The organism is Streptomyces sp. C36 (assembly GCF_040932295.1).
In the GTDB taxonomy this organism is placed as follows: Bacteria; Actinomycetota; Actinomycetes; order Streptomycetales; family Streptomycetaceae; genus Streptomyces; species Streptomyces triculaminicus.
Window position 1 is genome coordinate 261,899 of the sequence record NZ_JBFQGI010000009.1, and the last position, 21,784, is coordinate 283,682.

18 protein-coding genes are annotated in these 21,784 nt (G+C 71.8%); 10 read left to right on the top strand and 8 right to left on the bottom strand.

What is annotated here, in order from left to right:
* Position 1 precedes the first annotated feature (1 nt).
* Entirely contained in the window at positions 2–670 is a 669-nt protein-coding gene (locus AB4K12_RS26880) for a maleylpyruvate isomerase family mycothiol-dependent enzyme (protein ID WP_368436867.1), read from the bottom strand.
* A 71-nt stretch (positions 671–741) separates the two neighbouring features.
* Between AB4K12_RS26880 and AB4K12_RS26885 the strand changes: the two genes are divergently transcribed.
* On the top strand, positions 742–1,659 hold the full coding sequence (locus AB4K12_RS26885; RefSeq protein WP_368436869.1) for a LysR family transcriptional regulator: 918 nt from the start codon (positions 742–744) through the stop codon (positions 1,657–1,659).
* Positions 1,660–1,803: 144 nt separating this feature from the next.
* Positions 1,804–2,325 (top strand): DUF1203 domain-containing protein, encoded by a 522-nt coding sequence (locus AB4K12_RS26890; protein WP_368436871.1) that lies wholly within the window; start codon positions 1,804–1,806, stop codon positions 2,323–2,325.
* Here AB4K12_RS26890 and AB4K12_RS26895 read toward each other — a convergent pair.
* Positions 2,322–2,630, bottom strand: a complete 309-nt coding sequence (locus AB4K12_RS26895) for a DUF397 domain-containing protein (protein WP_368436873.1) — start codon at positions 2,628–2,630, stop codon at positions 2,322–2,324. The genes AB4K12_RS26890 and AB4K12_RS26895 overlap by 4 nt on opposite strands.
* A complete protein-coding gene (locus AB4K12_RS26900; protein WP_368436956.1) occupies positions 2,548–3,426 on the bottom strand; it encodes a helix-turn-helix domain-containing protein in 879 nt (292 codons plus the stop codon). Before AB4K12_RS26900 ends, AB4K12_RS26895 begins: the two co-directional genes overlap by 83 nt.
* A gap of 275 nt (positions 3,427–3,701) precedes the next feature.
* Between AB4K12_RS26900 and AB4K12_RS26905 the strand changes: the two genes are divergently transcribed.
* A complete protein-coding gene (locus tag AB4K12_RS26905; RefSeq protein ID WP_368436875.1) occupies positions 3,702–4,109 on the top strand; it encodes a DUF6415 family natural product biosynthesis protein in 408 nt (135 codons plus the stop codon).
* A 254-nt stretch (positions 4,110–4,363) separates the two neighbouring features.
* Here AB4K12_RS26905 and AB4K12_RS26910 read toward each other — a convergent pair whose 3' ends face one another.
* Entirely contained in the window at positions 4,364–5,869 is a 1,506-nt protein-coding gene (locus AB4K12_RS26910; RefSeq protein WP_368436877.1) for a CehA/McbA family metallohydrolase, read from the bottom strand.
* Between the two features lie 121 nt (positions 5,870–5,990).
* Between AB4K12_RS26910 and AB4K12_RS26915 the strand changes: the two genes are divergently transcribed.
* A complete protein-coding gene (locus AB4K12_RS26915; protein WP_368436879.1) occupies positions 5,991–6,848 on the top strand; it encodes a TIGR03619 family F420-dependent LLM class oxidoreductase in 858 nt (285 codons plus the stop codon).
* A 78-nt stretch (positions 6,849–6,926) separates the two neighbouring features.
* Here the strand turns inward: AB4K12_RS26915 and AB4K12_RS26920 are convergent, their stop codons facing one another.
* The gene (locus AB4K12_RS26920) at positions 6,927–7,622 is read right to left on the bottom strand and encodes a DUF4232 domain-containing protein (protein ID WP_368436881.1); all 696 of its coding nucleotides are present in this window, start codon (positions 7,620–7,622) and stop codon (positions 6,927–6,929) included.
* Positions 7,623–7,827: 205 nt separating this feature from the next.
* On the opposite strand from AB4K12_RS26920, the gene AB4K12_RS26925 reads away from it, so the two are divergent.
* The 4 genes from AB4K12_RS26925 (at position 7,828) to AB4K12_RS26940 (ending at position 14,200) form a co-directional block, all read left to right on the top strand.
* On the top strand, positions 7,828–9,225 hold the full coding sequence (locus tag AB4K12_RS26925) for a helix-turn-helix domain-containing protein (RefSeq protein WP_368436883.1): 1,398 nt from the start codon (positions 7,828–7,830) through the stop codon (positions 9,223–9,225).
* Between the two features lie 188 nt (positions 9,226–9,413).
* Complete coding sequence (locus tag AB4K12_RS26930; RefSeq protein ID WP_368436884.1) at positions 9,414–9,941, top strand: DUF4232 domain-containing protein; 528 nt, start codon at positions 9,414–9,416, stop codon at positions 9,939–9,941.
* 134 nt (positions 9,942–10,075) lie between these two features.
* A complete protein-coding gene (locus AB4K12_RS26935) occupies positions 10,076–12,673 on the top strand; it encodes a bifunctional FO biosynthesis protein CofGH (protein ID WP_368436886.1) in 2,598 nt (865 codons plus the stop codon).
* A gap of 123 nt (positions 12,674–12,796) precedes the next feature.
* Entirely contained in the window at positions 12,797–14,200 is a 1,404-nt protein-coding gene (locus AB4K12_RS26940) for a hypothetical protein (RefSeq protein ID WP_368436888.1), read from the top strand.
* A 134-nt stretch (positions 14,201–14,334) separates the two neighbouring features.
* Here AB4K12_RS26940 and AB4K12_RS26945 read toward each other — a convergent pair whose 3' ends face one another.
* From AB4K12_RS26945 to AB4K12_RS26955, 3 genes are all read right to left on the bottom strand, one after another.
* A complete protein-coding gene (locus tag AB4K12_RS26945; RefSeq protein WP_086574626.1) occupies positions 14,335–14,538 on the bottom strand; it encodes a DUF397 domain-containing protein in 204 nt (67 codons plus the stop codon).
* A 318-nt stretch (positions 14,539–14,856) separates the two neighbouring features.
* Positions 14,857–15,726: a helix-turn-helix transcriptional regulator gene (locus tag AB4K12_RS26950; protein ID WP_362254568.1), complete on the bottom strand. Its 870-nt coding sequence runs from the start codon at positions 15,724–15,726 to the stop codon at positions 14,857–14,859.
* Between the two features lie 311 nt (positions 15,727–16,037).
* Positions 16,038–16,811, bottom strand: coding sequence for a GPP34 family phosphoprotein (locus tag AB4K12_RS26955; RefSeq protein ID WP_368436890.1), 774 nt, complete (start codon positions 16,809–16,811; stop codon positions 16,038–16,040).
* Positions 16,812–17,187: 376 nt separating this feature from the next.
* Here AB4K12_RS26955 and AB4K12_RS26960 point away from each other — a divergent pair, with 376 nt between their 5' ends.
* On the top strand, positions 17,188–19,584 hold the full coding sequence (locus AB4K12_RS26960) for a D-alanyl-D-alanine carboxypeptidase (protein WP_368436891.1): 2,397 nt from the start codon (positions 17,188–17,190) through the stop codon (positions 19,582–19,584).
* Positions 19,585–19,766: 182 nt separating this feature from the next.
* Complete coding sequence (locus AB4K12_RS26965) at positions 19,767–21,647, top strand: MFS transporter (protein ID WP_368436892.1); 1,881 nt, start codon at positions 19,767–19,769, stop codon at positions 21,645–21,647.
* The last annotated feature ends 137 nt before the right edge of the window (positions 21,648–21,784 follow it).

The window sequence follows — 21,784 nt, forward strand, 5'->3', positions numbered from 1 at the left end:
CTCACCGGCCGGTGGAGGTGAAGCGGCTGCTCGGCTCGCCGCGCAGGCGGCCGTGCGCGAGCCTGCGGCCGAAGGCGAGCAGGAGGAGGTCCTGGGCGGCGCCGTACACCGGCGCCCCGGAACCGTAGGACCAGTCCATGTCCTCGGCGCACAGCCGCACTCCGCGGAGGTCGACGCCGAAGAACTTCAGGCCGCGGGGCTTGATGTCGTCGAGCAGGACGCGCAACCGGTCATCGGGAACGCGCCGGTCGAGTCCGAGGGCGACGGTGACGTCCAGCCCGTGCACCACGTCATGGCCGAGGGCCGCGACGAACCCGCCGACCGGCGGCGTCCAGGGGTGGTCGGCGTTGTCCCGCAGGAAGGCGCCGAGCTCACCGGCCGAGTGGGCGGCCGCGTCCCTGCGCGCGACACGGTCGGTCATGCGGTGCAGATTCCCGCGTGCCTTCACGAGTTCGCCCAGTGTGGCGGGCAGGGAGAGCCGGAATCCCATCGACATGTGGGCGACGACCTCACGGACCCTCCAGCCCTCGCACAGGCTGGGCGCATCCCATTGGTCGGCCCGCAGGCCCTCGAAGAGGTCGGCCAGCTCCCGGCGTTCCGCCGCGATAGCGGCCCTGACGTCCGTCTCGACGCCGGCCTGATCGCCGGCGCGCCCCGTCGTGTTGTGCATGCGATCAAGCGTGCGGGCGGTCGATCCATACGTCCAATAGATAGTCCTGCTGCCATCTAGCATTGATGCTTATGGAGCTTCGTCAGCTGCGCTACTTCGTCACCGTCGTCGAAGAGGGCGGCTTCACGCGTGCGGCCGCCCGCCTGCACCTCGCCCAGCCCGGCCTGAGCGCTCAGATCCGCCAGCTGGAACAGGAGCTGGGACAGCCGTTGCTCGACCGCTCCCACCGGTCGGTGACGCTGACCGAGACGGGCCGGGCCGTCCTGCCGTACGCCCGCGCCGCGCTGGCCGCCGCCGACGCGGTCAGGCAGACGGTCGACGCGTACACGGGGCTGCTGCGCGGCCGCGTCTCGCTCGGACTGGTCTCCGGGGCCACCGGCCACGCCTTCGACGTCGCCTCGTTCCTCGCGGACTTCCACGACGCCCACCCCGCTCTGGAGATCGCGCTCACCGAAGACACCTCGGAGCGCATGCAGGCCGCGCTCCTGGCCGGCGAACTCGACATCGCCCTCCTCGGACCGATCGACGAGGTACCCCCGCCCGGCCTGTCCTTCCAGACCGTCATCGACGCCCCGCTGGCCGTCGCCGTCGCGCCCGGAGACCCGCTCCTCGCCCCGGCCGACCGTACGAGCGTTCCGCTCGCCGAGCTGCGCGACCGCGCCCTGATCTGCCTGCCGCGCGGCACCGGGGTGCGCGCCGCGCTCGAACGCGCCTGCGCACAGGCCGGATTCCGGCCCCGCGTCACCTTCGAGGCGGCAGCGCCCCATGTACTCGCCCAGCTCGCCGCCCGCGGCCTGGGCCTCGCGGTGCTACCGACGGGCGAGGACGGCTCGGCCTCCGACGGGCAGCTGCGGACACTGACCATCACCCGTCCCGGCATCCGCGCCCGTGTCGCCCTCGCCTGGCGGTCCACCGGCCCCGCGAGCCCCGCGGCCCGAGCGCTCCTCGACGCCCTGCGCGGGGCTCTGCCCACGGTGCCGGCGGGCTAGATGATCGACTCCAAGGGATGGCGATCGTAGGGGGCCTGCGTTCAGCGGGTGTGACGTTTCCGGTCAGCCTTCTGCGTGAGCGTGCACGAACGCGACGTCCGTTTCCTGCCAGCGAACACACGTGCGTCGAACCAGCATGGGCACATGACCAGGTACACCGTGCTCCCCATTGACCCAGCCGCCCTCAAGGAACTACGGGTTGCCGACGACGCAGGCCGTCCCTGCGCCCCGTACATCGCGACCCGCGACGATGCGGGCTCCCCGCTGCGCTGCTGCCTGCGCCCCATCACGCTCGGCGAGCGGATTGCCCTCGTTTCGTACGCCCCGTTGCGACGCTGGGCCGCCGATAGGGGTGCACTGCCGGGCGCGTACGACGAACAGGGCCCCGTCTTCATCCACGCCGATGACTGCGGCGGGTTCACTCCCGGCGAGAACTACCCCTTCGATCGGCTGGGCGCCCTGCGCACCGTGCGCCGCTACGATGCCCGGGGCCATATCGCCGGCGGACGCCTTCTGGAGATTCCGGCCGACACCACGGCCGGCTTCGACGCAGCCTTCGACGATGCGTTCAGCGACCCGGACGTGGTGCTCGTGCACGTCAGGGCACTGGAATACGGATGCTTCCACTTCGAGGTGCGACGGCCCACCGCCGGAATCGATCACTAGCCTAGGCGGCCCCCCGCCTGGACCTCGCGGATGAACGAGGTCCAGGCTGCGGCCGGTACGGCGAGGGCGGGGCCGTTGTTCTGTTTCGAGTCGCGGACTCCGACCCGGGTCGCATGGCTTCCGAGTCCGGCTACCTCGACGCAGTTCTGCCCGGCGTTGCTATAGGAGGACTTGATCCACACGCACGGGTGGCCGGTGAGGATAGGTTGAGTGGTGCGTATGTCAGACATCGTTGAGTTCTCTCGATAGTCGCTGCAGAAACCCCGAGGTCTGCTCGGGTGGCAGAGCCGTTGCGCTGAGGGCATTGAACTTCCGGGAGAATCTCCCGACCTCACGCGGCTTGTCCGACATGGACGCGGCTCCCCAGGGCACGTCGACCTGGACCGTCGACGGCAGTGTCCCGCCCAGATCGAGGACTGTGAAGTCGCTCCCGAACCTGTAGCCGATTTCGCTGGTCCTGAGGATCTGAACCGTTACGTTGTCCAGCTCCGCGAGCGCGGTGATCTCGGAGTATTGCTCGCGCATCACGTCGCTGCCGCCCACGATGTGGCGGAGCGCCGCCTCGCCCAGGATCGCCCAGAGGTGCACTGGATCGTCCTGCCGGGTCAGCAGCTCTTTGCGCATCATGCGCAGGCGAACACTCTGCTCGATGTACTCGCTCGTGAACTCGTCATGCATCTTCTCCATTTCGAAGACAGCGGTCGCGTATCTCCGGGTCTGAAGTAGGCCGAGGACGAGAGTCGGGTGCCATGCCTTGATGGATCGGGCCACCGACTCGACGCCCACAAAGGTTCGGACGGTGGGGTGGACCGTACTGGCGAATGACGTCCACTCCTGGCTTCCGGATTCCCGGTGCAGATGAATGAGCGTCGCAATGTGCTCTTCGTCTGCGATGCCGTATCGCTCGAGCAGCTTGCGCAGGTGACCGGCTTGCTTGAGAGGGATGCTCCCGGTCTCCACGCGCTGAAGTTGCGTCTCGCTGAAGCCGAGGCCTTTGACCGCCTGTTCGAGCGTCATTCCGGCCTCACTGCGCAGTCGGCGCAGTTCGATTCCGAGTTCGATTCGCCGGGCCGTCGGGCCGATGCGTGCTCCCACCCTCATTGCCTTCCGTGGCCGCTTGTTGCTGGGCTGAGTCTGGCACCGCGTGTTCGTGTCGCGCACCCCTCTGCTCCCGTCATGAGTGCGTCCGACATCGTCGCGTGAGCGGCAAGTACCGCCACCAAGCCTTCTGTTGGCGCCCTGGCATTTGCCACTTCGGAGCCTAGCGATGATTCGACGCCGATTCTCTTGAATCCTAATTTTGGGATTCGGCAAGGTGGTGACGACCTCGGGGCGAGGGCTCGGCTGTCGCCTCCGTACCTCTCGAAGGAGCCGCCATGCCCTTCTTCCCCCGGACCGCGAACAGCGGTCCCGCGCGCACCGGCAGGACCGGGCCCGGTCCCGGACCCTGGCTCGGGCGTGAGCCGATCGAGGACGTGATCCGCGAGGCCGCCGCCCCCGGCAGCTGGTTGCCTGATACGCGGCGGGTGCGGGCGGTGACCGCGCGGCTTCAGGTGTTCGTGCAGGAGCGGGCCTACGACGTGGAGGTCGCCGCCCGGGCGCGGGCGCTCGGCGATCCGGTCCGGGGTCCGGCGCTCGCCGCCGTGCGGGAGGCGCGGTACCGGCTGGGGCTGGGGCCGGGGGACGGGTACGCGTCGGCGATCACGTTCGCCCGGAGCCTGGGGCGCGCCGCCGAGGACCTGCTGCACCACGAGCGGCGGCTGCGGCGGGAGGAGGAGGCGTGAGGCGCCTGTGGTTCCGGTGGCGGCTTCGGGCGGAGACCACTCAGCCCACGCCTCAGCCACCACCCCGGCCCCAGCCGGTACCGCTCCTCGCCCACGCCTCCGGACCCCCCACCCTGCCGGAACGGCATCTGGCTGCGGCGACGCGGGCCGGGTACGCGCCGCTGTTCACGCGACCGCCCGGCTGCACCTGCGCGGCGCGGCGCGAAACGTGGGGTGCGCGTCGTTGACGCCATCCAGTACGAGCCGGCCCCGCCCTACCTGTCCGACGAGCCGGTCGCCGCCTGAGAGCGCCGCTCCAGGAACACCGGGTTCGTCAGGGCCACCATCGCGCCCGACGGCCGGCGGATCTCCGCCCGTACGTACGCCGACCGGGCGGGCGTGGTGTGCCACTCGAGGGTTCCGTCGGCCGGAACGGGGGCCGTGAACAGCACGCCCTGGTCCGTCACGAAGGTCGCGGTGCAGCCGGTGGCGCCCTTGGTGGTCAGGCGGAGGGTCACGGCGTCGTCCGTGCGCAGGCGTTCGCCCAGGCTCGCGTGGCCGCCATGGGTGTCCGTGGCGGTGAACGTCAGGTCGATCGCGCGGGACTCGGCGATCCAGCTGTGGCCCGCCCGCAGCCCGGCCAGCAGGGCGTCGTGCGAGAGGTCGTCGGCCAGGACGACCGTGTGCGGCAGGCCCACCACCTGCGGCTCGCGGTGGGCGTCGCTGTTGCCCATCGCCGGCAGCCACCGGCCGCCCGATCGGGCGGCCGTCGTCAGCATCGCGTCCCAGGCGGCCACGGCCATCTCGTCGTCCGGGGTCCAGGTGCCGTTCCAGACCTCCAGCGCGTCGGCGTGCTCGTAGCCGAACTTCCAGTTGCAGCCGACGCAGGCGCCGAAGGGGTGGGCCGGGACGACCATGCCGCCTGTTTGCCGGATTCTGCGGGCGAAACGTCCGAACAGGTCGTCTCTCGCGCGGTAGCGCCAGTCGATGAAGGTGCCGGGGTCCGTGCCGAGCGCCACGACGTGGCCGTTGCGGGTGGTGACCTCCTCGCCGGTGAGGATCAGCAGGTCGTCGCCCCACAGGCCCTGCCAGGCGGCGTGGGCGGAGGTGGTGTTGTGCTCGGTGGTCGTGATCCAGTCCAGGCCGGCGGCGCGGGCGGCCGCGGCGATCTCGGCGGGGGTGCGGAGGCCGTCGGAGTGGACGCTGTGGAGGTGGTTGTCGCCCCGGTACCACGCGCGGCCGCGGCCCTTCGCCCGGCGCGGCGGGTGGACCGGATGCGGGGTGGCGCCCTGGCGCCCGTACCGCAGGGTGACCCTGACCTCGTAGGCCAGGCCCTGGGGGGCGACGGTGTAGGGGCCGAGGACGACGTGCCAGGTGCCGGGGCGGACGGGGCCGGGGAGGTAGCCGGGGGTGGCCCGTTCGGCGCTGATGGCGAACTCCGTACGGGCGCCGCCCGACCAGCCGCGGAAGCCGGGGCCGCCGAGCGCGGTGCCGCGCTCGTCGAAGATGCCGATGTCGCAGGCGTTGCCCTGGGTGCCCGGTGGGACGGGCGGTTTGTCGTACGCGTAGGAGACGGCGATCTCACGGACGCCGCGCGGTACTTCCACGGGGAGGTAGACGAAGTCCGCGGTATCGGCCGGAAGCCGGCCGGTGAGCGTGCGGGTCTCCTCGCCCGTGGTGCGGGCGGGGCCGTCGGCGTGGGCGGAACTCACGCCGTCGAGCGTAAGCACGGTGACGGCTCCGGCGATAGCCGTCGTTCTGAGGACGTCGCGGCGGCGCATGGCCGCAGTGTGGCGGAGGGACGCCCGTGTGGGCCAGTGGTGTGTCGGCTGATTGTCGTGGGGGTCACGGTGGCCCGGCAGGGCTTACCTTTGGTCACACGCGACGACAGGGGTGCCCGGCATGCGCATCGCCACCACGACCTTCCTCACCGACGAGACGATCACTCCGGTCCGGCTCGCCCATGAGCTGGAGCAGCGTGGTTTCGCCGGTCTCTTCCTGCCCGAGCACACGCACGTCCCGGTCAGCCGGGTGACGCCGGCGCCGGCGGGCGATCCGCTGCCGCGCGAGTACGGGCGCGCCCTGGACCCGTTCGTGGCGCTCTCCCAGGCGGCGGCCGTCACCCACAGGATCGAGCTGGGGACCGGCGTGACGCTGGTCGCCCAGCACGACCCCATCGTGCTGGCCAAGCAGGTGGCCTCGCTGGACTTCCTCAGCGGTGGCCGGTTCACGTTCGGCGTCGGCTACGGCTGGAACGTGGAGGAGGCCGCCGACCACGGCGTGGAGTGGCGTACGCGCCGAGACCTGGTGCGCGACCGGATGGCGCTGATGCGGGCGCTGTGGGCCGGGGAACCGACGGCGTTCGCCGGGGACTTCGGGTCGGTGGAGGCCAGCTGGGCGCATCCCAAGCCGGTGCGGGCGCCGCGCGAGCGCAAGGGCGTCGAGCCGCTGACCGGGCCCCGGACGCTGATCGGCGGGTCGGCCGGGCCGAAGCTCTTCGCGCACGTCGCGGAGTACGCGGACGGCTGGATGCCCGTCGGCGGCAGCGGGCTGGGGGAGACGCTGCCGGAGCTGCGGCGGGTGTGGTCGGAGGCGGGCCGTCCGGGGGAGCCGGAGGTGGTGCCGTACGCCGTGCATCCCTCGGCGGGCAAGCTCGCGCACTACGCCGATCTGGGCATCGCCGAGGTGGTGGTGGGGCTTCCGTCGGCGCCCGAGTCCGAGGTGCTCAGGGCGTTGGACGCGCATGCGGAGTTCCTCTAGGCGTTCAGACGTTCAGGCGTTCGAGCGTTGTGGTGGATCACGTGGATCCGGTGACCGGGCAGGCGGCGAACGCGGTGGTCAGGACAGGGCGTCCTCGGCCGTGGTCAGCCAGTACGTGACGCGCAGCGAGTTGTCGATGTGCACGCCCTTGGCCTGGAGGGCGACGTCGGTCATCTTGTCGCTGCCCTTGAAGCCGATCTCCAGGCTCCGGGCCGTGTAGCCCTTGCCGCCCTGGCCGTCACCGGCGGACAGGATCACGCCCGCGTAGCCCTTCTTGCCGGGCCGGAGCGAGGTGACCGCCTGCGGCTTGGTGTGCTCCATGACCGGCGGGACGGACTGGGCGCCCTCGAACTTGACGATGGGGTAGTCCGCCAGGTCGCACAGGGTGGAGCCCGTGTTGGTGATCGTCAGCAGCATGTGGTTGAGCGGGCGGGAGACCGGGGTGGCCACGACCTCGGTGTTGTCGGCGGTGCAGGGCACGCGGTTCTCGGGGGCGTCCGGGTCGGTGCCTGCGGCCGACGCGCGGCCCCCTCCCTTTGCGGTGCCCGTACCGCCCGTGCCCGTCCCCTTCGCAGCCGGGGCCTTGGCGGTGGCCGTCCCGCCGGGCGTGGCGGCCGGCTTGTCCTGGGCCGGCGACCGGTGGGATCCGGCGGGCTGCGAGGCGGCGCCCTCCTCGCGGAATCCCTCTCCGTTGTCGCACGCCGTCAGGGCGAGCGAGGCGATCGCGAGGGCGGCGACGGCGAGCAGACGGGGTCGGCGGACGGAGGCGCGCATGGCGGATCTCTTTCTTGACGGGTGGGAAGCGGAGCGCCGCTCGACCGGATCCGGGAGCGGCGTGCTTGGATGACGAAAGCTTGTGCGACGCCGTGTCCTGGGCGCCAGCTCCGCTGGCCGGTTAGGGACGCTGGAACGTTGGCACCGGCTCTGACCTGGGGGAATGGGTGTTCTCTGGAACGGGGACATGGGACGGAGGAGTGGCGTGGGGGAAAGCGATCTCGCGGAGTCGCTGCGATCGCTGAAGGAGCGGTCCGGCCTGAGTTACGGAGTGCTGGCCAAGCGGCTGCACGTCAGTACGTCGACCTTGCACCGGTACTGCAACGGGTCCACCGTGCCGACGGAGTTCGCTCCGGTCGAGCGGTTGGCGCGCCTGTGCAAGGCCACTCCGGAAGAGCTGCTCGAGGTCCACCGGCAGTGGATCCTCGCGGACGCGACGAGGGGCCGTAAGCCGCGGGCGGACGGGGCGTCAGCCGATGCCGCCCAGCCGGAACCCATGGCTCCGGTAGAGCCGGAACCCGCAGCTTCGGCAGCGCCGGAACCCGTGGCTCCGGCAGAGGCGGCGACACCGGTGCCCGACGTGGCGGCGGCTCCTGCCGGTCCCGCCGGCACGCGGTCGAGCGGGCCGGCTCCCCAGGCTTCGCCGGACGGCCGCCCACAACGGAAGTGGCAGTTCCGGAAGGCCGTGCTGGCCGCCCTGGCCGTCACCTGTGTGATGGGCTCCACCGCACTCGCCGTCAGCCTCGCCGATGGCGACGACGACAAAAGGCCTCGGAGTCCTGCGGCCTCCTCTTCCAGGGGTGCCGAGGCGGCCCGGCCCGGCAGGCCCGGGACGAGCCCGGGCGCCACGCCGTCCTCCTCCCCGGGGGAGGAAGAGGGGAAGGAGAGCGGCGAGCCCGCCGCCTCCGCCGGGCCGGACGGCACCACGTCCCCGTCCTCCGCCGGCAAGCAGGACGGTGGTGACGACAAGGGCGGTGACGGCAAGGGCGGCGGCGACCAGGGCGACGTTCCGCTGACCGTCCACACCCGGCCCTACGCCTACGAGAGCCCCTGCTCCCAGAGCTATTTGGTCAACCGGGGCCCCGACCAGATGCCGAAACCTCCCTTCGAGCAGGACGCGCCCGCCTGGGTGTCCGAGCTCGGAGCCGTCTCCGCCGACAACCAGTTCGTCAAGGTCACCTTGCAGGGGACCGGCACGAGCACGGTCGTGCTCGAAGAACTGCACGTCAGGGTGGACAGCACGAACGCGCCGCTCGCCTGGAACACCTACGCCACGGGCGTCGGCTGCGGCGGTGACGTGGCGACACGGTCCTTCGGCGTCGACCTCGACGCCGGGTCACCCGCCCTCACCCCGATCGCCGGCCAGCGCGCTTTCCCGTACAAGGTCAGCCGCACCGACCCCGAGGTCTTCTACGTCAAGGCCGACGCCAAGCAGCACGACGTGCGATGGCACCTGGAAGTGCAGTGGTCCAGCGGCGGCCGGCGCGGGGTGTTCAGGATCGACGACCAGGGCAGGCCCTTCCGCACCAGCGGTTCCATGGGCAGGCCCTCGTATCAGCAGCCGCCGGGGGACACCCGGTGGTCGCCCGCCCCCAAGGGCTGACCGTCCGCGTTCCACCGAGGCGTTCCACGGCCTGGCATGTGCGCAGGTCAGGCCGTGTGTGGCCGTCCCGGCGTCCCGGAATGCCGGGCGGGCCTTGGAGCGGGGACGGGTGACGCCGCAGGCTGATGACGCCTCGGGGAACACCGGGGCGACCACCGGTCACTGACCTCTCATCAGGAGCAGCCCCCATGCGCTTCGCACGTATCGTCGCTTCCGCCGCCCTGTCCGCCGCCGCCGTTCTGGCGACGGCGGCCGTTCCCGCCCAGGCCGCCCCGCAGGCGGACCGGGGCCCGGTCCGGGCGCTGTGCTCCACCTCGTCCGCCGACTTCACCGTGCGGAACGTGAGCCGCCCGGTCAACCACCAGCTGCTGACCGTCACCAACACCGGCTCCGAGTCCTGCACCCTCGTCAAGGCCCCGCTCCTGGGCTTCGACAACGACACCTACGTCGGCGCCCAGGCGATCGAGGAGTCGGCGCCGCAGTCGGTCGTGACGCTCGAGCCGGGCCGGTCCGCCTATGCGGGCATCCGGCTGTCGTCCGCCGACGGCTCCGGGGAGAACGGGCGTGACGTCCGCACCGTGCATGTCTTCCTCGACAGCGGTGACGGTTCCGAGGGCGGACCCGACTCGCTGGCCCTGCCGAAGGGCACGTGGATCGACGACAGCGCGGCCGTCACCTACTGGCAGTCCGATGTCTCCGACGCCTTGATGTGGTGACCACGGCGCTTCCCCAGCCAGAAGAAGATCGCCGGGATATTCCGGAGGATGCCTCCGTATGACGTGACAAGAGGCACATGGAACCGGCTCATCCAGTACGTCACGGCGTCAGCGGGCGCTCGTATGCTCGGACAATGACTTCGAGCGCACAGCGACCCGAGCAACCCGCACCGACCTCCAACGCGATGCGGCGCGCGCTCAGGCGCGCCCGGGACGGCGTGGCGCTCGACGTCACCGAGGCGGCCGTGCTGCTCCAGGCGCGCGGCGACGACCTCGTCGACCTGTGCGCCTCCGCCGCCCGGGTCCGCGACGCGGGCCTGGAGGCGGCGGGCCGGCCCGGAGTCATCACCTACTCCAAGAGCGTCTTCATCCCGCTCACCCGCCTCTGCCGCGACAAGTGCCACTACTGCACCTTCGCCACCGTCCCCGGCAAGCTGCGGCGCGCGGGCCACGGGATGTTCATGTCGCCCGACGAGGTCCTCGCCATCGCCCGGCGCGGCGCCGAACTCGGCTGCAAGGAAGCCCTCATCACCCTCGGCGACAAGCCCGAGGACCGCTGGCCCGAGGCCCGCGAGTGGCTCGAGGCCGAGGGCTACGACGACACCATCGCGTACGTACGGGCCATGGCGATCCGCATCCTCGAAGAGACCGGGCTGCTGCCACACCTGAACCCCGGCGTGATGTCCTGGACGGACTTCCAGCGGCTCAAGCCCGTCTCCCCCTCGATGGGCATGATGCTCGAGACCACGGCGACCCGCCTGTGGAGCGAGCCCGGCGGCCCGCACCACGGCTCGCCGGACAAGGAACCGGCCGTCCGGCTGCGCGTCCTGGAGGACGCCGGGCGCAGCTCCGTGCCGTTCACCAGCGGGCTGTTGATCGGGATCGGCGAGACGTACGAGGAGCGCGCGGACTCGCTGTTCGCGCTGCGCCGCGTCTCCCGCGCCTATCACGGCATCCAGGAACTCATCATGCAGAACTTCCGCGCCAAGCCGGACACGGCCATGCGCGGCATGCCCGACGCGGAGATGGACGAGCTCGTCGCCACCGTCGCCGTCGCCCGGCATATCATGGGCCCCTCCGCCTGCCTGCAGGCGCCGCCCAACCTGGTGGACGACGAGTACGCCCGCCTGATCGGCGCCGGCATCGACGACTGGGGCGGCGTCTCGCCCCTGACGCCGGATCACGTCAACCCCGAGCGCCCCTGGCCCCAGATCGAGGAGCTCGCCGAGCGCTCGGCCGCCGCCGGGTTCGAGCTGAAGGAACGGCTCGCGGTCTACCCCGAGTTCGTCCTGCGCGGCGAGCCCTGGCTGGACCCGCGCCTGCTGCCGCACGTACGGGCGCTGGCCGACCCCGAGACGGGCCTGGCCCGCCCCGACGCCGTCGTCGAGGGCCACCCCTGGCAGGAGCCCGAGGAGGTCTTCGTCCCCAGCGGACGCACGGACCTGCACCGCACCGTCGACACCGAGGGCCGCACCGCCGACCGGCGCGACGACTTCGACGAGGTGTACGGCGACTGGGAGGCGCTGCGCGAGGCCGCGGCGCCCGGCATGGTGCCCGAGCGGATCGACACCGACGTGCGCGAGGCGCTGTCCCAGGCCGCCGACGACCCCACGCGGCTCACCGACGCCCAGGCGCTGGCCCTGCTGCACGCCGACGGCCCCGCGCTGGACGCGCTGTGCGGCATCGCCGACGACCTGCGGCGGGCCACGGTCGGCGACGACGTCACCTACATCGTCACGCGCAACATCAACTTCACCAACGTCTGCTACACCGGCTGCCGCTTCTGCGCCTTCGCCCAGCGCCGCACGGACGCCGACGCCTACACCCTCTCCCTGGACCAGGTCGCCGACCGCGCCCAGCAGGCGTGGGACGTGGGCGCGGTCGAGGTGTGCATGCAGGGCGGCATCCACCCCGACCTGCCGGGCACGGCCTACTTCGACGTCGCGCGGGCGGTCAAGGAGCGCGTGCCGGACATGCACGTGCACGCCTTCTCGCCCATGGAGATCGTCAACGGTGCCACCCGCACCGGCCTGTCCCTGCGCGAGTGGCTGACCGCCGCCAAGGAGGCCGGGCTCGACACCATCCCCGGCACCGCCGCCGAGATCCTCGACGACGAGGTCCGCTGGGTCCTCACCAAGGGCAAGCTGCCCACGGCCACCTGGATCGAGGTCGTCAAGACCGCGCACGAGCTCGGCATCCGCTCGTCCTCCACGATGATGTACGGACACGTGGACCAGCCCCGGCACTGGCTGGGCCACCTGCGCACGCTGGCGGAGATCCAGAAGGAGACCGGCGGGTTCACGGAGTTCGTGACCCTCCCCTTCATCCACACCAACGCCCCCGTCTACCTCGCCGGCATCGCCCGCCCCGGACCGACCCACCGCGACAACCGCGCGGTCACCGCCATGGCCCGGGTGCTGCTCCACCCGCACATCACCAACATCCAGACGAGCTGGGTGAAGCTGGGCGCCGACGGGGCGGCGGAGATGCTCCGCTCGGGCGCCAACGACCTGGGCGGCACGCTGATGGAGGAGACCATCTCCCGCATGGCGGGCTCGTCGTACGGGTCGTACCGCTCGATCCACGACCTGGTGGCCATAGCGGAGAAGGCCGGACGGCCGGCGCGGCCGCGCACGACGGTGTACGGCGCGGTGTCCCAGGAGCGGCAGGACGCGGCGCTGGCCTCGGACGGGCATCTGCCCGAGCTGCTGCCGGTGCTGGGGAACGACTGAGATCCGCCGGGGGACGGCTGAGAACCGCTCGGGGACGGCTGACAACCCGTATTCGCACAAGTGTTGCGGTTCTGTCGCCGCCCGCCGACCCGGCGGCGACAGACCCCGCATAGGGTTTCCCGCATGTCTTGGCCCCAGAACCCTCAGCAGCCGCAGCAGCCCGAGCAGCCGCAGGACCCTCAGTCGTCACAGGGCGGCTTCGGCCCGGCGCCCGCATGGGGCCCGAACGGCGACGGACACGCCCAGCCCACGATGCTCTCCCAGCCGGCCGTGCCGGCACCGCCGGGACCGGCGCACGGCGGTCCCGGCATGCCGCCGCCCCCGCCGGGTCCGGCGCAGGGCGGCGCCCACGCGCAGCCCACGATGCTCTCCCAGCCGGCCGTCCCGCCCCCGCCGGGTCCGGCGCACGGCGGCCCTGGCATGGCCCCGCCCCCGCCGGGTCCGGCGCAGGGCGGCGCCCACGCGCAGCCCACGATGCTCTCCCAGCCGGCCGTCCCGCCCCCGCCGGGACCGGCGCACGGCGGCCCCGGCATGGCCCCGCCCCCGCCGCCCGCGCCGTACGGCGGTCCCGGCATGGCCCCGCCGCCCGGAGCGCACCAGGCGCACCAGGCGCACCAGGCGCCGCCGCAGCAGCCGCAGTACGGGATGCCCCCGGGCATGCAGCAGCCGGGCATGCCGCCGGGCGGCCCCGCGCCGCGCCCGCCGAAGAAGAACACCACGCTCCTCGCCGTCGTCGGCGGCGTCGTGGCGCTGGCGGTCATCGGCGGTGCCGGCGTCTACTTCCTGACCGGCGACGACGGCGACAAGAAGGCCGACGAGGCCCAGGGCGCGCCCAAGAACCCGGGCGACGAGAAGGGGAAGGACAAGCAGCCGGAGGCGCCCGCCCAGGGCGGCGACGGCGGCGCCTCGGCCGCCCCCGGCTCCTCCCAGCCGATGGTCGCCGGCTGGCAGACCCAGATGCGCCAGGAGCACTTCTTCCAGTACGACGTGCCGGGCAAGGCCGACAAGTGGAAGGTCTTCCCCACGGACACCGCCGTCTCCTACACCGAGAACGGCAAGCCGGCCGTCGTGATGTCCGGCACCGCCAACTTCAAGGAGGGCGGCTGCGCCTCGTCCGCCAACCCCGACTCGGTCGGCGAGGCCGGCAAGGGCCAGCTCGCCACGGTCGGCACCACCGGCGGCGGCCGGGACGGCGACCTGAAGACGAACGCCCGGAACTGGGCGGGCAACTGGGGCTTCTTCGCCTACGGCGGCAAGGACCACAAGCCGAAGATCGAGATCACGGACGAGAAGGCCTGGACGCGCAACGGCCTCGAGGGCTGGACCGCCACCGCCAAGGTGACGATCGCCAACCGCCCGAGCCTCTGCGTGCCGGCCACCGCGATCGTCAAGAGCATCGCCCAGAAGATGCCCGACGGCACCTTCCACGGCTGGGTCCTCTACGCCGACCAGGGCGTCCCGGACGCCCTGTCCACCGAGCAGATCGACAAGATCATGGGGACGGTCCGGCCGCTCAAGAAGAGCTGACGGGCCGGAAGGTCCGGTGGACATGACGGAGCCCTCTCGGCCGGGACGGCGTGCCAGGCGAGAGGGCTCTGTGCGGCGGTGTCCTCACGGCGATCGCGGTGATGGCGACGCTGTGCCGGAGGACCCGCGGTTGATCAGAGGGCGCGCGAACCGTCGTTGACGACCGCCACGAACGCGGACCAGTTCTCGGGGGTGAAGGCGAGGGACGGGCGCTGCGGGTCCTTCGAGTCACGGACCGCGATCGTGTGCCGCACAGGGGAGGCGACCTCCACGCAGTCGCCGTGGGCCAGCGAGTACGAGGACTTCCGCCACGTGGTCTTTCCCTGCTGAATCGCCATGAGTTGCTCCGATGCCATTGAGGTACAGCTGTGTGCTGATGAGCCCTGATCCTTTGGATCAGACCGCCGGTTTCCCGAGGCGCGATCGACGTTACGCGCCAACATCACCAGATGAACGGGCTCATCACTCGACCGGATGGCGTATTCCATTCATCCCTTCCGTGGGGAGGGAGAGCGGTGTACCTTCCCTCCCGCACGAGCGGATGGACAGAATCCGGTGGCAGCAGAGCCGGATGGGGCCTGAGGGAACGGGCCTTGGGGCACCGTTCCTTGGGCATCGACGTTCCTCGGGCGGCGGCGTCCCTCGGGCGCGACCGCTCAGCCCTCGCCGGCCCCCGCCCAGTCCTCGGCGATCTGGAGGATGAACCGCCGGGAGTCCTCGGCGTTGAGAGCCTGCATCCGCAAATGCTCGTACATCACGCTGTAGGCCTGGACGTCGTTGGGCTTCTCCAGATAAAGATCGCTGGTGATCCCTTCCAGATACACCGTGCTGGCGTCCTGCGGGTCATGGAATTCAAGAATCGAGAATTTTCCGTACATGCCGGGATGAGCGCCCACCGAATAGGGCAGCACCTGCACCGTGATGTGCGGCTGGAGACTGAACTCCACCAGATGCTCCATCTGTTCCCGCATGATGGAGCCGCTGCCCACGATCCGGCGCAGCGCCGACTCGTCGATCACCGCCCACAGGCGCATCGGGTTCTCCGGGTCGGTGATGCGCTCCTGGCGCCGCATGCGCACCTGCACCCGCCGCTCGACATCCGCCGCGGTCGCCTCCGGCCAGGAACCCTCGGTCACCGCACTGGCGTAATTCGGGGTCTGCAGCAGACCCGGAACGAGCGACGCCTCGTACACCCGCAACGAGGCGGCGTCGGTTTCCAGGCCGATATAGACGCTGTAGGGAATGTCGCCGAAGGCGTGCCACCAGCCCTGCTGGCGCGACTCCTTGGCCATCTGCATCAGGGAATCCACGATGCGGTGGTCCTCGACCCCGTACACGCTGCACAGGTCCCGGACGTCACGCTGGCTGATGCTGCGGCGCCCGTTCTCCAGGCGACTGATCTTCGACTGCGAGACCAGTAGCCGCTCGGCCACCTCCTCGGCGGTCATGCCCTTGAGTTCTCGGAGCTTGCGCAGCTCCTGCCCCAAGCGGCGCCGCCTCACGGTGGGGTTGACACTGGACGCCACGGGACGCACCTCCGGCTCCGTCATGCTGCTTCTCTCCTGCTCCGCAGCCTGCCACCACTGGCCTGGGCGGCGCTGGAAAATGCTTACACCAAGTCCGCCCGCGGCGACCGGCACTTGGGGGCGCGTGACGTAGGGGTGTCTACGCACGGGCGCGCGGACAGGCGCGCGGGGCGGCGGGGCCGTGTCGTCGAGGTCGACGCCACGGCCCGCCGCCCCGCGCGCTGTCGCGGCTACCGGACCGGCTCGTGGGGACTGCGGTGCGGTCGGGTGGAGCGGAAGGCGATGCGTGGTTCAGCGGCTGCTGAACCGTTTCACGAGACGCCCGCGCGGGCCATGACGCCATGCTGCTGCGCCTGCTGCGCGGCGGCCACCCCGGCCGCCTCGGAGGGGGGCCGTACGGCCGTGCCCCGGCGTCCCGTTCCATTGCCGCCGGCCGTCGCCGGCGCCCGTCGCGGCTGCGCCGCGACGCCGTTCTGCACGTCCATCACGGCGTGCGCCACCAGCCCGCCCATGGGGTCGTGCCGGATCAGGTCCCGGAGCCGGGAACGCGAGGAGCGGCCCTCGTTCCCCGGGTAGAGGTGCTTTCCGAGACCGACCGCGTGGGCCAGCGCGGCGAGCGCCGCGGTCCGCGGGTCCGGCGGGACGCCGGTGCGGATCGCGCTGTCCAGCCGGGTCCTGATCTCCCGGCTGATGGCCGTGTCCGTCGCCTGGTAGCGCGTGGTCGGCAGCACCCCGCACATCTGGCCCGCCACGGCATGCACCATGCCGCACCGCTCCAGGTGCGTGAGATACGTCTGACGCAGCCCCAGCCGGGGCCCGCCGATCCAGTGCACGGCCCGCACCGGGCTGCCGCGACGGCGCAGCAGTTCGAGCGCGGTGTCCAGCGTCGGATCTCCTGTCGGCCGTGGGTGGACCACGGCGATACGATCCCCGTCTGGGGCTATCCGTCCGGCCAGAGCCAGCTCCACGAGCTGGGCTCCGGCGAGACCGAGGTCGAGCGACTGCGGCTGCGCCGTTGTTCCCGTCGCCGGGTCCAAGGCGAGCAGCAGAAGCTCCTCCGGAATTGTTCTGCGGCTCCTGCCCATCCATGCCTCCCCGCGTGGATGAGTGACAGGGTGACCCCTCTCACATTGGTCTGTCGAGAGTGCGTGGTGGCTTCGGGCGGGAACCGGTAGGTATGTCGTCTCGTCTTGCACGTGGGTGAAGACCTGACGATGTCCTCTGACGTACGGTGCGCTGCGACGTGACGTGCCAGAGGACACTGGTACACGTTGAGAGCATCGGGGAGCGGGGCGACCAGTCGCCCCGCCTCGGCGTATGGCGCGGGAATTCGAGGAGGCATCGGTGGCGGGCGAGTCCCCCGACAAGTCGGAGCAGCGGAAGTCGTCGGGGGAGACGACTGGCACGACCGGCGGCGAACGCGATCCCAGGCTCGGAGTCATCCGGGAAACGGGGTCTTCGGTGAAGACGGCTGTGAAGCCGTCCTCGGCCGCGCCCGGCTCTGAGGACGTTTCCCCCGAGGAGAGCACGGACGCGGCCCCGGCCGACGCCGGATCCGGCCCCGGCAAGGGCGCTGGGAAGGCTGCTGACGGTGCCTCCGCGTCCGCAAAGGCCCCCGGGCGCGACGACCGCCTGAAGGCCGCCGTGGAGGCGTGGGTGGCCGGGGCGGACGAGGACGAGGCCGACTCCGGCGTCGACTCCGGTGCCGACGCCGGCGAGGCGGAGACCGACGACGCCGAGGCCGCCTCCGCTCCCGCGGAGAAGCCCGCCGCGAAGCCGGACCCGAAGCCGGCCGCCGAGCCGGACTCGAAGCCCGCTCCCGCCGTCGACAAGCCGACCGCGGTCTTCAAGACCGTCACCTCGAAGGACGCCAAGGACGCCAAGGGCGCGGCCAAGGCCGACGAGGCCCAGGCGGCCGACGAGGACGCCAAGGGGGGCGAGGCCGGCAAGTCCGACGAGCCCGCCGCCGACCAGCCGACCGCCGTCTTCCGTACGATGCCGGCGAAGGCCGAAAAGGCTGACAAGGCCGACAAGAGCGAGAGCGCCGAGAAGGCCGGCAAGCCTGCCGCCGATCAGCCGACCGCCGTCTTCCGCACGATGCCGCCGAAGGCCGAGGGCAAGCAGGGCGACTCGTCCGCCGGCGACAAGCCCGCCGTCGACAAGCCCACCGCGGCCTTCAAGGCCGTGGCCCCGAAGGACGCCAAGGACTCGAAGGACTCCAAGGCCGGCGACGAGGCCAAGGCCGGCGGCAAGCCCGCCGCCGCCAAGCCCGCCATCGAGGAGCCCACCGAGCTCCTCAAGGCGCCCACCCCGCTCCCGACCCCCGGTCAGGAGCGCAAGAGCCAGTTCGTCCCGCTCAAGAAGGACGACGAGGCCCCCGCCAAGCCCGCGACGGCGAAGCCCGCCACGCCCAAGGCCGGCGCGCCCGCGAAGCCGGCGGCGCCCAAGCCCGCCGTGCCCGGCAAGCCGTCCGTGCCCGGCAAGCCCGGCGTCCCGGTGTCGGCTCCGCCGCCCGTCGGGCCGCCCGGTGCCGCGGCGCGTCCGCAGGGGCCGCAGCAGCCGGCGGCGCCGCTGGATCTGCTGGCTCAGCTGACCAACACTCCGCCGCCGCCGGAGACGCCCGTCCGCACGTTCGCGCGCCGGGTGAAGATCTGGACGCCGCTGGTGATCCTGCTGGGGATCGTCTTCGTCGTCGTGCAGTCGTTCCGGCCGCTGCCGGAGCCGAAGCTCTCGCTGGCCGGGAAGAAGTCCTTCACCTTCGCGGGCGAGCAGCCCGACATGGCCTGGCCGCAGCAGGGCCAGTCCGCGGTGAAGGTGCTGGGCTCCGGTGACGTGGGCACGTCCGGCGACCAGAAGCCCGTGCCGACGGCGAGCGTCGCCAAGGTGATGACGGCGTACGTGATCCTCAAGGACCACCCGCTGCAGCGGGGCGAGAAGGGCTCGCCGATCACCATCGACGCCCAGGCGGCCGCCGAGTCCCAGGCCAAGGACGAGTCGCGCCTGATCGTGACGGAGAACCAGCAGTTCTCGCAGTACGACATGCTGCAGATGCTGCTCATCCCCTCCGGCAACAACATCGCCCGCCAGCTGGCGCGCTGGGACTCGAAGTCCGAGGAGGAGTTCGTCACGAAGATGAACGCCGCCGCCAAGGACCTCGGCATGACGAACACGACGTACACGGACCCCAGCGGTCTGAAGGAGACGACCAAGAGCACCGCCACGGACCAGGTGAAGCTGGCCGAGGTGATCATCAAGAACCCGGTCGTCCGCGAGATCGTGGGCAAGCCCAACGCGACGATCCAGGGCCTGGGCGAGCCGATCTACAACAACAACGACAAGCTGCTGACCAAGGGCACCGGCGTGCTGGGCGTCAAGACCGGCTCCAGCGGCCCGGCCGGCGGCGCGCTGATGTGGGCGGCCAAGCGGACGATCGACGGCAAGGAGCGGCTGATCGTCGGCGCCACCATGGACCAGCGCAACCCGCGCTCGACCGACGCCAACGCCCACCTCGCGGTGGTGCTCGAGAACAGCTACAAGCAGACGCTGGCCGTCCAGAAGTCCCTGACCTCGGCGTCCGTGATCAAGAAGGGCGACGTCGTCGGCCAGGTCGAGGACGGTCTCGGCGGCCGCACCCCGGTCGTGGCCACGAAGGACGTCACGGCCGTGGGCTGGGCGGGCTTCACGACCAAGTTCACGCTGAGCGACGCCGGCCGCAAGCTCCCGCACTCGGCGAAGGCCGGGACCGAGGTCGGCGAGCTGACCGTGGGCAGCGGCGCGGACGCGGTCAAGGTGCCGGTGGCGCTGAAGGCGCCCCTGGCCGAGCCGTCCTTCGGCTCGAAGCTGACGCGCCTGGGCTGACGCGCCTGGGCTGACGTGCCCGGTGCGGCTCCCGGTCCGTACTCCGCGTACGGGCCGGGAGCCGCCGCACGGCCTCGGAGATGTGTGGAGGCGTGTCAGGACGTGGGGGTTTGCTCGCCACGACCGGGCATGCGTGAAGATGGGGTGATTGGAACCTCGGGGGAAAGACGGGGAGAGCCGCAGTGAGCACCGTGGGGCCGGCGCGTGCCGGTAGGCCGGGAGAGCCGGACAGTGAGAGATCCGGCGACGGCGCCACCGGGCCGTATCCGGCGCCCGGAGCGTCCGGCCGGCGCCGCCCGTCGTGGGCGGTGGTGCCGGGCCACCGGCGCGACGGCGGGTGGGCGCTCCTCACCCGGACCGTCCCGCTGACCCTCCTCGTGGCCGCGGTGCTGAACCTGCTGTGGGTGCTGGTCTTCGCCAACAGCGGCGGCGACCTGGCCGCGCAGGACGCGTGGGCCGAGTTCGCGCTGCAGCACCCGGAGTCGGCGTACAACCTCGCCTGGTACGGCGGGATGCACCCCGTCTCGTACAGCGTGATCTCGCCCTACCTCATGGCGCTGCTGGGCGTGCGCACCACGATGATGATCGCGAGCACGGTCTCGGCCGGGCTGATCGCGCTGCTGCTCGTGCGCAGCCGGGTGGTGAAGCGGCCGCTGTGGCCGGCGCTGTACGGGACGTTCGCGCTGCTGTGCAACGCCATATCCGGCCGGGTGACCTTCGCGCTGGGCGTGATGTTCGGGCTGGCGGCCGTGGCGACGATCTTCGCGTGGCCGGCGGCCTGGCGCGCGGACGGCCGCTACCGCTGGGGACGGGCGGCGCTGGCCGGCCTGACGGCGGGGCTGGCGACGGCCTCGAGCCCGGTGGCGGGCCTGTACGTGGGCATCGTGGCCGCCGCGCTGTGGCTGGGCGCCCGCCGCCCGGCGGCGTACGCGCTGGGGCTGACGCCGGTGCTGGTCGTGGGGCTGTCGGCGTGGCTGTTCCCGTTCTCCGGGCAGCAGCCGATGTCGTTCGCCTCGGTGATCCTGCCCCTCCTCGCGGGCGTCTTCGGGATGGTGTTCACGCCCTCCTCGTGGCGGACGGTCCGCGTCGTCTCGGCGCTGTACGCGCTGGGTGTGCTGCTGGTCTGGCTGATCCCCTCGCAGATCGGGACGAACATCTCCCGGCTCGGCATGATCTTCGGCGGGGTGGTGCTGATCGCGGCCCTGATGGAGGTCGAGGTCCCGCCGCGGGCCGAGCTGTTCCGGCGCGGCCGGGTCTGGACCGCGAGCGTGCTGGCGGTGCTGACCCTCACGATCTGGCAGTCCGCCAACTCCATCAGCGACATCATCCACACCACCCCCGCCGCCTCCTGGGCCCGCGAGCTGGCCCCCCTGGTCGACCGGCTGCAGCGGGTGGACGCCTCGCGCGGCCGGGTCGAGGTCGTCCCGGCGCGCAGCCACCGCGAGGCCTCGGCGCTGTTCCCCTACGTGAACCTGGCCCGCGGGTGGAACCGGCAGGCCGACCTCAAGCGCAACCCGCTCTTCTACGAGGAGGGCCTGCTCACCCCGGCCAGCTACCGCGACTGGCTCGACCGCTGGGCCGTGCACTACGTGGTGCTGCCCACCGACGAGCCGGACAACGCGGGCGTCGAGGAGGCCAAGCTGGTCGGCGCCGGGCAGACGTACCTGCGCGAGATCTGGTCGGACGCCAACTGGCGGCTGTTCGAGGTCAAGGACCCCACGCCGCTCGCGGACCCGCCGGCGACGGTGGACAAGGTGAAGGCCAACGAGATCACCGTCACCGTGCGGTCGGCGGGCGTGGTGCGGGTCCGCATCCCGTACTCGCCGTGGCTGGCGCTGGTGGACGAGGGCGGCAAGGCGCTCCAGCCGCCCAAGGCGGGGCCGCGCGGCGAGCCGGCGGTCAACGTCCACGGCTGCCTGGCCAAGCAGGTGGTGCCCGCGAAGGCGGGCGAGCCGGAGGACGACTGGACCCTGCTGCGCGCCCCGCGCGCGGGGACGTACCGCATCGCGTCGCCGTACAAGCTGCCGCGCGGCACGGGTTGCCCGGAGGACCTGGCGCCCTGACGGTCGGGTGGCCTGACGGTCGGGTGGCCTGACGCCGGCGGAACGCACCGGAACGTGAGTCGAACGGGTGACCGAGGGTAGCGCCTCGGTCACCCGTTCGTCGTCCGCCGGGCTGCGGGCCGGGGGGATCGCGGCTT